Annotated in this window: 9 protein-coding genes; all 9 read left to right on the top strand. The window is 42.7% G+C overall.

All coding sequences use genetic code 11. From position 1 onward, the window contains the following. Position 1 precedes the first annotated feature (1 nt). Positions 2-1,426: a hybrid sensor histidine kinase/response regulator gene (locus QUA27_RS09515; RefSeq protein WP_333067626.1), complete on the top strand. Its 1,425-nt coding sequence runs from the start codon at positions 2-4 to the stop codon at positions 1,424-1,426. A 215-nt stretch (positions 1,427-1,641) separates the two neighbouring features. Next, complete coding sequence (locus QUA27_RS09510) at positions 1,642-2,034, top strand: response regulator (protein WP_333067625.1); 393 nt, start codon at positions 1,642-1,644, stop codon at positions 2,032-2,034. Continuing rightward, the gene (locus tag QUA27_RS09505; protein ID WP_333067624.1) at positions 2,031-4,604 is read left to right on the top strand and encodes a response regulator; all 2,574 of its coding nucleotides are present in this window, start codon (positions 2,031-2,033) and stop codon (positions 4,602-4,604) included. Before QUA27_RS09510 ends, QUA27_RS09505 begins: the two co-directional genes overlap by 4 nt. Further along, positions 4,579-6,237, top strand: a complete 1,659-nt coding sequence (locus QUA27_RS09500; RefSeq protein WP_333067622.1) for an adenylate/guanylate cyclase domain-containing protein — start codon at positions 4,579-4,581, stop codon at positions 6,235-6,237. The genes QUA27_RS09505 and QUA27_RS09500 overlap by 26 nt, the downstream gene beginning before the upstream one ends. Before the next feature lie 68 nt (positions 6,238-6,305). Next, positions 6,306-6,821, top strand: a complete 516-nt coding sequence (locus tag QUA27_RS09495; protein ID WP_333067621.1) for a DUF1499 domain-containing protein — start codon at positions 6,306-6,308, stop codon at positions 6,819-6,821. A 390-nt stretch (positions 6,822-7,211) separates the two neighbouring features. Then, a complete protein-coding gene (locus QUA27_RS09490) occupies positions 7,212-8,072 on the top strand; it encodes a DUF2382 domain-containing protein (protein ID WP_333067620.1) in 861 nt (286 codons plus the stop codon). A gap of 221 nt (positions 8,073-8,293) precedes the next feature. Next, on the top strand, positions 8,294-9,187 hold the full coding sequence (locus tag QUA27_RS09485; RefSeq protein WP_333067619.1) for a PRC-barrel domain-containing protein: 894 nt from the start codon (positions 8,294-8,296) through the stop codon (positions 9,185-9,187). 290 nt (positions 9,188-9,477) lie between these two features. After that, entirely contained in the window at positions 9,478-9,963 is a 486-nt protein-coding gene (locus QUA27_RS09480; RefSeq protein WP_333067618.1) for a glutathione peroxidase, read from the top strand. 488 nt (positions 9,964-10,451) lie between these two features. Continuing rightward, positions 10,452-10,913 carry a VOC family protein gene (locus QUA27_RS09475; RefSeq protein ID WP_333067617.1) on the top strand — a complete coding sequence of 154 codons (462 nt, stop codon included), beginning with the start codon at positions 10,452-10,454 and terminating at the stop codon, positions 10,911-10,913. The last annotated feature ends 14 nt before the right edge of the window (positions 10,914-10,927 follow it).

The raw sequence follows: 10,927 nt of genomic DNA, 5'->3' as shown, positions 1-10,927 counted from the left end.
GATGATTTCAACTTTACCTAAAACCAATCGAGCTAATATTTTAGTAGTGGACGATACACCAGAAAACCTGCGGCTGCTGGCCGGAATTTTGAGCGAAAAAGGCTATCAAGTTCGCCCCGTGCCCAATGGCAAGCTAGCATTGTCTGCTGCTCAAAAAATACCGCCAGATATAGTGCTGCTGGACATTCTGATGCCAGAAATGGACGGCTATCAAGTTTGTCAGCAACTCAAAACTTCTGAAATTACCAAAGACATTCCTGTTATTTTTATTAGTGCGATTAATGACGTGCTGGATAAAGTTAAAGCTTTTGCAGTCGGCGGAGTTGACTTTATTACTAAACCGTTTCAGGTTGAAGAAGTTTTAGCCCGGATAGAGACTCATTTAAAAATTTGTTCACTGCAACACACTTTGCAAGAGAAAAATCAAGATTTAGCAATGGCGCTCCACCAACTGCAAGCCACCCAAAATCATTTGATTCAATCGGAAAAAATGGCAGCCCTGGGACAACTGATTGCCGGCATTGCCCACGAAATCAATACCCCCTTGGGCATTATAGGTTCCTCTATTAATAATATAGCGAATTTTTCCGAGGAATTTTTAGAAAATTTTCCTGAAATTTATCAAAAACTTTCTCACGAAAGCAAAGCTTATTTTTTAGCTTTACTTTACAGAGCTACTCATCAAGAAGTTTTATTTACAAGCAGAGAGAAACGCAAATTTAAGCAGCAGTTGGCGGCGGATTTGATGGCAGAATCTGTTGAAAACTCCGAGGAAATTGCGGATACTTTAGTTGATATGGAAATCTACGAAAAAATAGAAGAGTTCTTGCCGCTTTTTAAATCGCCGGATTGGGAAGTAGTTTTAAATAGTGCTTATCAGTTTGCGAGCTTTAAAAAAAGTATTAGCTTGATCCAAAGAGCAACAGCGAAGTCGGGGAAAGTAGTATTTGCCTTAAAAACCTACGCTCATTTTGATAGCAAACCAGAAAAAGTCCAGGCGAACTTGCACGATGGCATTGAAACGGTGTTAACCCTTTATCAAAATCAAATGAAACACGGCATAGAAGTAGTTAAAAACTATGGAGATTTACCCCGAATTATGTGCTATCCCGATGATTTAAATCAAGTTTGGACTAATCTCCTTCATAATGCCCTGCAAGCAATGGATTATAAAGGTGTTTTGACGATTGAAACTCGGCAGCAAGAGGCAAATATTTGCCTCAAGTTTACTGATAACGGCAAAGGTATTCCGTCAGAAGTTATTCCCAAAATTTTTCAGCCGTTTTTTACCACTAAATCTGCGGGCGAAGGTAGCGGTTTGGGATTGGATATTGTGAGAAAAATTGTAGAAAAACACGAAGGTACAATTGCTGTAGATTCTGTACCGGGGCAGACAACTTTTACAGTCTCGCTGCCTATTTATTAAACAAAACTTACCTGCAAGGGGGCAGATTCCCGGCGGCACCCGTCGCTGTCTAGCTGAGAAATACAAGATTTATTACCAGAAACCGGGCTGATCTTCGGAAGTCCTATTAAAATAAGAAAGATAGGGGACATATATCCTGCATCGTTGCCCGAAATCAATAATGTAAAAGCAAGTCATGTCAGTAAACATACTAAAATTTCAGCGGACAGGAAAAGATGAATAAGCCTATAATTCTTTGCGTTGATGATGAACCGGATATCTTGAATACTCTCAAGATGCAGCTAAAAAATGAATTTAAAAATAATTACTTTTATGAATTAGCTGAAAGTGGTGATGAAGCCTTAGATTTACTGGAGGACTTTCAAGAAAAAGCTCAGGTGATTGTGGTTGTTTCTGATTGGCTGATGCCGGGAATTAAAGGTGACGAACTTTTAATTAAAGTTCACCAAAAATATCCTAAAATTATTAAGGTGATGTTGACGGGACAAGCGGATGCAGCGGCGGTTCAGCGGGCAGTAGAAGAAGCAGATTTATACTGTTGTTTGTACAAACCCTGGCAAAGCAAAGACTTAATAGAGATTATAAAATCTGGGCTGGCTAAGTTATGAAAAAACCTGTGATTGTTTGTATTGATGATGAACCTGACGTTTTGAATAGTTTAAAGATTGAACTGAAAAAGGCGATCGGCGATCGTTGTATAATTGAAACCGCTGAAGGGGGGGCTGATGCTTTAGAGTTGCTGGCCGATCTGCAGGCAGATGAATACGAGATTGCTTTGGTGCTTTCCGATTACATCATGCCGGATATTAAAGGGGATGAACTGCTCAGAAGAATTCACGAAAGCTCGCCGGAGACGCTGACTATTATGCTAACGGGGCAAGCAGATTTGGAAGCCCTGAGTAATGCTATTAAGTATGCTAAATTGTACCGTTATATTCCTAAACCTTGGCAAAATGAAGACTTAAAATTAACGGTAGTAGAAGCAGTTCACAGTTATTTGCAAGATCAAAAGTTAACAGATGAAATTCATAAGCGCCAAGAAGTAAACGAGGAGTTAAAGCTAGTAAATGAGGCGCTGTCTGCGAGTGAAAGCCGCCTGAGTCAATTTTTAGAAGCTTTGCCTGTGGGGGTATCTGTTTATCATCCCGATGGCTCGATCGCCTATTTCAACCAGGCAGCGCGGGAGTTGCTGGGTGCAGACACTATCCCGGAAAGCACTGCGGAACAATTAGCTGCCACTTATCAACTTTATGTTGCCAATACTGATGAGCTGTACCCGCCGGATAATCTGCCAATTTTGCGCACACTGAAAGGAGAATCTGTCAAGGTTGACGATGTAGAAATCCGTCAAGATGGCAAAAGAATTGCGATCGAGATCAATACTACGCCGATTTTTGACACTAGCGGAAATATTGTTTATGCGATCGCAGCTTTTCAAGATATTAGCGATCGCAAACAAGCCGAAAAAATATTAGCAGATTACCACCACACCTTAGAAGCCCAAATTGACGAACGCACAGAACAACTCCAACAAGCCGCATTAGCTGCTGAAGCAGCAAACAAAGCTAAAAGCACGTTTCTGGCCCATATGAGTCACGAGTTACGTACCCCTCTCAATTCTATACTCGGCTTTGCACAAATCATGGAACCCAGCCCGGATCTTAGTGTCGAAAACCGAGAAAATATGAGAATTATTCGGCGTAGTGGCGAACACTTGCTCACCTTGATCAATGAAGTCTTAGACTTGTCAAAAATCGAAGCTGGGCGGATGACGCTCAACCCGAAAAACTTCGACCTCTACCGCTTGCTTGACGATTTGCAAGATATGTTTCAACTGCGGGTTGAGAATCAAGAATTGCAGTTGCGTTTCCAGCGCGATGCTGACGTTCCTCAGTACGTGCGAACCGATGATATTAAACTGCGCCAAGTGCTGATTAATCTTCTGAGTAATGCGATTAACTTTACGCAAACCGGCGAAATCATCTTAAGAGTTATAAAGTTAGAAAAATCGGGATTTCTGGATTTATTGGATAGTCCCACAGCTTGCTTTGATACCACAAGAAGTATTCGGGATTTTTCGAGAACTAGCAGTGATTTTGCAAGGGTTCGATGGAGAGATGAAGCTGATGAGGATTCAACTGTGCCGGGTTTTTTCCTTCTGTTTGAAATTGAAGATACAGGAGTTGGCATTGCTCCGGAAGAATTGGGTCAGATTTTTAAGGCGTTTGTGCAAACAGCTTCCGGTAATAAAAATCAGAAAGGTACGGGTTTAGGATTGAAGATCAGCCGTCAATTTGTCCGCCTGATGGGAGGAGAAATTGTCGTAGAAAGCCAACTGGAACTCGGTACCACTTTTAAATTTGAAATTCCAGTCGGTGCGGTTTATGCTGCTGAGCTTCCAGATCCGCAACTTAACCGCGAAGTTAGTGGGTTGGAACCCAATCAACCGTGCTACCGGATTTTAATTGTGGACGATCGCGAAGACAACCGCCAACTTTTAGTTAAAATGCTTTCTCCTTTAGGTTTCGGGGTGGAACAAGCCACCAACGGCCAGGAAGCAATAGAAATGTGGGAAACTTGGCATCCGCACTTAATTTTGATGGATGTGCGAATGCCAGTGATGGACGGCTACGAAGCTACTAAACAAATTAAGGCTAGAATCAAGCAGAGAGAGCAACAGCAGCAAGGAAATGGAGAAACGAATATTTCCCATCCCGACTCCCCGATTCCCAAGATTATTGCTTTGACAGCTAGTACAATTGAAGGGAGGCAAGCGTTTGCTTTATTGGTCGGCTGCGACGATTTTATTAGCAAACCTTTCCGCAAAACAGATATATTTGATACTATCCACAAACATTTGGGGGTGAAGTATCTCTACTCTAACTCAACGGACTCGATCTCTATAGGCGATCGAAATAATTTATCTGGCTCCCTCCCTAATGCTGCGCTTGCTTATTTACCTACACTTCCCGCAGAATGGATAGACAACATGAAGCAGGTAATCCGCAGTGCTGATTTTGACTTAATTGTCAGGACAATCGACGAAATAAGGGAGCCTCATCCTGAATTGGCGGAAATCCTCCAGGGTCATCTCGATAATTTTGATTACCAGAAAATTCTCAATTTAATTGCCGAGGCGGAGGAATCAGATAATGCAGATGAAGGCGGAACAAACTGAAAACTATCAAGCCGATATTTTAGTAGTTGACGATACGCCAGATAATCTGCGTTTGTTGATTAGAATTTTGCAAAAAAATGGCTATAAAGTTCGCCCTGTTACTAATGGTTTTTCGGCGTTAGATGCTATTCACTCTAGCGCACCAGATTTGATTTTACTCGATATTATGATGCCGGATATTGACGGCTACGAACTATGTAAAAAATTAAAATCACAATCGCAATTTAGGGAAATTCCCATTATTTTTCTCAGCGCGCTAGAAGAAGGAATAAATAAAGCAAAAGCTTTTGAAGTGGGCGGAGCCGATTATATCACCAAACCTTTTCAGGTGAAAGAAGTATTGGCGCGAGTGAGCAATCAACTTACTGTGCGTTCATTGCAAATGCAATTGCAAGAAAAAAATCAAAAATTGACCGCTCAAAATATCCAGTTGCACCAGGAAATCGCTGAACGCCACCAGGTGGAAATGGAAACAAGATTACTGCTTCAAGCCACTCAAGCTATTAGCAAATCTGAGGATTTCGAGTCGGCTATAGATGTGATTTTAGGTTTAATTTGCCAAACTATTGAATGGAATCTGGGCGAAGCTTGGATTCCTTGCAGTGAGGGCTTTTTAAAATGCGCTACAGGCAGGTACGTCAGCGACTTGAGTTTTGCCGAATTCCGACAAACAAGTTGGCAGTTAATTTTTTCTCCCGGTGTGGGATTCCCAGGCAGGATTTGGCAGTCGCAGGAATCTGAATGGATCGATGATGTTTCTAGTGCACCGGAACAAGTTTTTTTACGAGCCGAAATTGCGGCTACTGTGGGATTGAAAGCGGCTTTTGGGGTGCCAATATTGGCGGACAATCAAGTGTTAGCTATTTTGATTTTTTATCGCAAAAAAGTTTTGAAATGTCAGCCGCGCTTGTTGGAATTAGTGAGCGCGGTTGCTACGCAGCTCGGTTCGTTGATTCAGCGGAAACAAGCTGAAGCAGCGCTGAAAGTGCAGCAAGGACAAACTGAGAAATTGCTGCTGAATATTTTACCGAAACCTATTGCGGAGCGCTTGCAAAAAGAGCAAAAGTTGATAGCGGAGCATTTTGATGAGGTGAGCGTCTTGTTTGCTGATTTGGTGGGTTTTACAGAGTTTTCTGCTCACAAAAGTCCAACGCAGTTGGTAGAAATTTTGAACGGGATTTTCTCGGAGTTCGATAGGTTGTCTGAATTGCACGGGTTGGAAAAGATTAAGACGATTGGGGATGCTTACATGGTGGTTGGGGGTTTGCCGACGCCGCGGCAGGATCACTCTGAGGCGATCGCACTTTTAGCTTTGGAGATGCAGGCAGCATTGAGAAGGTTTAATGCCAAAATGGGAGAAAATTTTCAATTGAGGCTTGGAATTGACAGCGGTTCGGTGGTGGCTGGAATTATTGGGATTAGTAAATTTAGCTATGATTTGTGGGGTGATACTGTTAATGTTGCTTCACGCATGGAGTCTAACGGATTGCCCGGTAAAATTCAAGTAACGGCGGCGACTTACGAGCGTTTGAAAGAGCAGTTTGTTTTGGAAGAACGGGGTCATATCCCGATTAAAGGTAAAGGAAGAATGCTGACTTACTGGTTAATTGAAGAACAAAAAAAATCTTTTTAATTTTTTGATGTTAATTTCAATTAATATGAAAAGTAGACCGCATTTATACTTTCAGGAGGGCTAATCCTTTGCAAACAGTTGAAACAAAATCGCCGACAGCATGGAAAAAAATCCTGGTTATTTTAATATCACTGCTAGCAGTAGCGGTACTGTCGATCGCTAGTTTTATCGCTATACCCGGAGAAAAAACAATGTTTGCTGGAACAAGACCTACCAATATTGGGATTCAGTCAGGAAAACTCGCAGCGTGCCCGAATTCCCCCAACTGCGTTAGCAGCTTCAGTCAAGATGCCGAACACAAAATTGAGCCTTTGGCATACACTTCGTCCGCTGCGGAAGCTATGGCAAAGCTCAAAGGGGCGATCGAGTCTTATGGAAAAACTAAAATTATCACGGCAACTGATAATTACCTGTATGCGGAGTTCACCAGTGCTTTGATGGGGTTTGTTGATGACGTTGAATTTTTGGTAGATGATGAAGCAAAAGTCATCCATGTGCGATCGGCTTCGCGTCTGGGACAGTCAGATATGGGAGTTAACCGCAGTCGGATAGAAGCTATCAGAACTCAATTCAATCAGCTTTGAACTTAAAATTTCTAGCTTTCCTGAAGCCCCTCTCCTGCAAGATGAGGGGCTTTGATATTTTGGTAATACTATGTAATGCTGATTTTTCACCACATAGTTAACAATTATTAACAGTAGGCACAATGCAAAGGAGTATCCTGCAAGGGGAGTAGGACGCAGCAAGGCAGTATCCCTACGGTTGCCTTTGAGTTTTAATACTTGTTATAAGATTGACGATTGTAGAGTTTTACAATCTTTAAAATAGCTGAGTGCGCTAGCATAGAAGCAAAGATGCCGTAGTATTCCTATAGTATTAAACAACCTAAATTATACACTTCTGACTTTAGGGAGAGGGAAGTTAGCGAATTAATTTCTACTATTAACTTAAGTAGAGCAAAGAGGAAAAAACACATGGCACTTCAAAGATTAGCAGAATTTTATCCTAACTATCAGGAAGAAATCTTTGCTGGAGACGACATCAAGGGATTTGATGTTTATGCTGGCGACTCTGATGAAAAAGTAGGCACTGTTTATGATGCTTTGGTTGATGACACTGGTCGTTTCCGCTATCTGGTAGTTGATACCGGTATTTGGATTTTTGGCAAAAAAGTATTGTTGCCAATCGGCTCGGCTCGCTTCGACTATGGAGCTCGTCGCGTCCACGCCACAGGTCTTCGCAACAAAGCTCAAGCAGAACAATTGCCCGCTTACAATGAATTAGAAGCAATAGATTACGATCGCGAAGAACAGGTAAGAGGCGTCTACCGCAATCAAGAAACGGCCGCTGCAAGCACTGCAACTCCTGCTAGCTACGATCGCAGCAGCTATAGCTACGATATGGACCGCCCCCTCTACGACACCAACGAACAGCAGCACCAAAATCTCAAGCTTTATGAAGAACGCTTGATTGCCAACAAACACCGCGCAAAAACAGGCGAAGTAGCAGTTGGCAAGCGCGTAGAAACTGAAACAGCGCGAGCTTCAGTACCCATTGAAAAAGAACGAGTTGTAATCGATCGAGTAACCCCCGTAGAAGCGGGTCGAGTAGTTTCAGTCGGTGAGGCTGACTTCCAATCAGGGGAAGTTGCACGCATGGAAGTCTATGAAGAAACGGCCGACATTCACAAGGAAGCTTTCGTCCGGGAAGAAGTCAACGTCAGAAAAGAAGTTGTTCGCAGCACGGTTGAGGGTGAAGAAACCTTGCGTCGCGAAGAATTAGACGTTAAGACTGATGGAACTGCGGTTGTAGATAATAAAAATAACAAGATCTAAACCAACCGCAACAGCTATTGCATAGGAATTGCGCCTTAATGACATAATTCTGTCACCGCGCAGGTTTGATTGGATTGGTAGCGATCGGGCAATTCCTATGTGAGCGGCGGGGGGGGTACAAAACTTGTCTTGTTTTGGCAACGTTTATGCACTTTCCCCGCGTTTACCAATTTCCCCTTACCAATTCATAATAAAAATACCTAAGCAGGAAAGTTTAAAAAATGAACCGTCAAGCATCAGCAGAAAAGATAGCAACTGCCAAATCAATAACCCGTCTCAACCGGGTGCCTGAAAAAGTCAGAACTAAGCTAAAAAGTTTTACGGTCAAAGACAACCAAGGTCACTTAGTAGGCAAAGTTAAAGATGTCTATTTTGATACTAACGGTCAGTTAAACTTTGTGGTGACCGGGCTAGGTAGCGAAAATCCTCGCACTTTTTTACTAAGTATTAAGCTGCTCAAAAAAGTAGATTATCACCAAAAAGCCCTGTTTGTAACTATTAATTCGGACCAAGTCGATATGCTGCCGGTAGTGTCGGCTAATGGCGCGCATCCGTATTTAGAAAATGCCTCGGAACCGGATAGTGAATTTAGCAACAGTGAGTTAACAAATCCCTCAACAGTTATGTCAAATCTAACAGATGCCGATCTCACCGATCCAAATTTGGAGACAGATGAGGATGAGGAAAACTTGGATATTGTCGATCAAGAAGTAATTCGCCTGCTAGAAGAACGATTGGTGATCAATCGCAGCAAGCGCAAAGTCGGCGAAGTCATAGTGCGTAAAGAAATTGAAACTCGGATGGTACAAGTGCCTATCCAGTGGGAAAAGCTGATTGTCGAACAAGTCGGCGACGATCCGAAGGTGTTAGCCGAAATAGATTTAGGCGAGGGAAAGATCACCGGTATAGATTTGAGGGAGATTCAGAGCGATCGCCAAGAACCGACAGTTAAGGCGGAATTTACCTCTGTGCAGAAAGCTAGCAAGATCTTAAACTCGATCGCCTCTCAACCCCGTCACGGTTGCGTCAAAGTCCGCCTAGAACTCGTTCTCGAAGACAAGCAACTTGAGGATACTTACCAAAAATGGATGACGGAACACCACTCAGAGAGTTAAAATATTCGTTTTTTTCGGTGTAGATTTTAGCTATTAGCGAGAAACTTAAATCTAATAGCTGACTGTGGCGATAGATGCTGTGGGGAAAGTTCACCGCCATCTACTAACATCATGTTCGGTAAATTAACCGTGATTTTGGTAGAGGCGGGTTCACCAATATCTATAATATAAGCCCAATATCCGTCAACCTGCCCCGACCGGGCTATTTAAATCTTTAGCGATCGACCTCTCAACAAAATTGTAACGACTTGCGGTAAAATTGTGGTGGTCAAATTTAAAAGTATTTGAAAATGCCCAGCACAATCTCCGACATTAAAGTAAAAACGATCGCAGGCGAAGACAAGCAGCTAGGAGAGTACGCTGGCAAGGTACTCTTGATAGTTAATGTAGCCTCGAAATGTGGCTATACACCTCAATACAAAGGACTCGAAGAATTGAGCCAGAAGTACAGCGCGGCCGGACTCCGTGTTTTAGGATTTCCCTGCAACGACTTCGGAGGTCAAGAACCCGGAAGTAATCCAGAAATCGTCAATTTCTGTACTACTAAATACGGCGTCAGCTTTGAATTATTTGACAAAGTACGCGCTAAAGGTACTCAGCAGCACCCGCTATACGCTAAGCTTACGAATGCAGTCGATCCCAAGGGTGAGGTTTCGTGGAATTTTGAGAAATTCTTAGTTAGCAAACAGGGTGAAGTGGTTGCCAGATTCCGCAGCAGTGTTGGCCCCGATTCGCCAGAACTAATCGCTGCTATTGAGCGAGAATTGGCAAAATAAGAAGTTCGGCCACTAAGCTGTGTACAGAATTTAGCTGATTTAACGGATGGATGTTTAGGGAAGACGGAAGAAATTAATAGGCTGTTTTTCTAATAAGTTGAAAGCTATTTTCTTCTGATCTTCCCCATTGTGTGCAAGCACTCAACCATGAACAAATACCGATGATTGTGTTTAATTGGAGAACAGTTTAATTTAATGGAAAATACATCGGGATTAGATTTAGTTGTAGGTGTACTTGCTTTCGCAATTCTTGCAGGCGGTATAGTCATGTTATTTGTAGGCATGGCATCCTTTCCTAAAGAATAATAATACTAAGGGATAGTATGTGCGATCGCACAACTCGAATAAAAGTTTTGGTAGTGAGGACTTCAGTTATCCTAGAAATTCGAGGGCTGCACTCCTCACTACCAACTTAAAATGCTTATTTTACAGGGTACTATCTGAATAAATCAAACTGCATTCAATTTGAACATTCGTAATTGACAATCATGCAAACTACCGAAAACAACGTCAAAATTGTCCTCGCGCCGGGGAATTTGCGCCGCGTTCACCATATCGCTTTAAACGTGCGCGACATGAAAGCTTCCCGCCACTTCTACGGTACAATTCTCGGCCTCCACGAACTAACAGGTGCAGAAATTCCCGCAACTTTAACAGAAATGGTAGCCGCTGGTAAAGTTGCTAATTTCGTTACTCCTGACGGTACTGTTATTGACTTATTTTGGCAGCCAGACTTAGAACCGCCAAACCCAGACCCGGAGAAAGCTTTTACCCGCGCCAACCACTTAGCCTTCGATATAGATCCGGATTTGTTCGATCGCGCTCTCGAAGTGCTAAAGTCTAATCAAATTGCGATCGATAGCGGCCCCGTCACTCGTGCTACAGGACGCGGCATTTACTTTTACGATCCTGATGGATTTATCATCGAAATCCGTTGTGATGCAGTTTAAACAGTCGCTATCGG

This window comes from Microcoleus harperi Pol14_C6, from assembly GCF_036701295.1.
In the GTDB taxonomy this organism is placed as follows: domain Bacteria; phylum Cyanobacteriota; class Cyanobacteriia; order Cyanobacteriales; family Microcoleaceae; genus Microcoleus.
This window is presented reverse-complemented; position numbering and strand designations above follow the sequence as displayed.

What these genes read in the sequence shown, in the direction of transcription:
- QUA27_RS09515 (WP_333067626.1), top strand. Translation starts at nt 2, where the DNA reads ATGATTTCAACTTTACCTAAAACCAATCGAGCTAATATTTTAGTAGTG.
- QUA27_RS09510 (WP_333067625.1), top strand. Translation starts at nt 1,642, where the DNA reads ATGAATAAGCCTATAATTCTTTGCGTTGATGATGAACCGGATATCTTG.
- QUA27_RS09505 (WP_333067624.1), top strand. Translation starts at nt 2,031, where the DNA reads ATGAAAAAACCTGTGATTGTTTGTATTGATGATGAACCTGACGTTTTG.
- QUA27_RS09500 (WP_333067622.1), top strand. Translation starts at nt 4,579, where the DNA reads ATGCAGATGAAGGCGGAACAAACTGAAAACTATCAAGCCGATATTTTA.
- QUA27_RS09490 (WP_333067620.1), top strand. Translation starts at nt 7,212, where the DNA reads ATGGCACTTCAAAGATTAGCAGAATTTTATCCTAACTATCAGGAAGAA.
- QUA27_RS09485 (WP_333067619.1), top strand. Translation starts at nt 8,294, where the DNA reads ATGAACCGTCAAGCATCAGCAGAAAAGATAGCAACTGCCAAATCAATA.
- QUA27_RS09480 (WP_333067618.1), top strand. Translation starts at nt 9,478, where the DNA reads ATGCCCAGCACAATCTCCGACATTAAAGTAAAAACGATCGCAGGCGAA.
- QUA27_RS09475 (WP_333067617.1), top strand. Translation starts at nt 10,452, where the DNA reads ATGCAAACTACCGAAAACAACGTCAAAATTGTCCTCGCGCCGGGGAAT.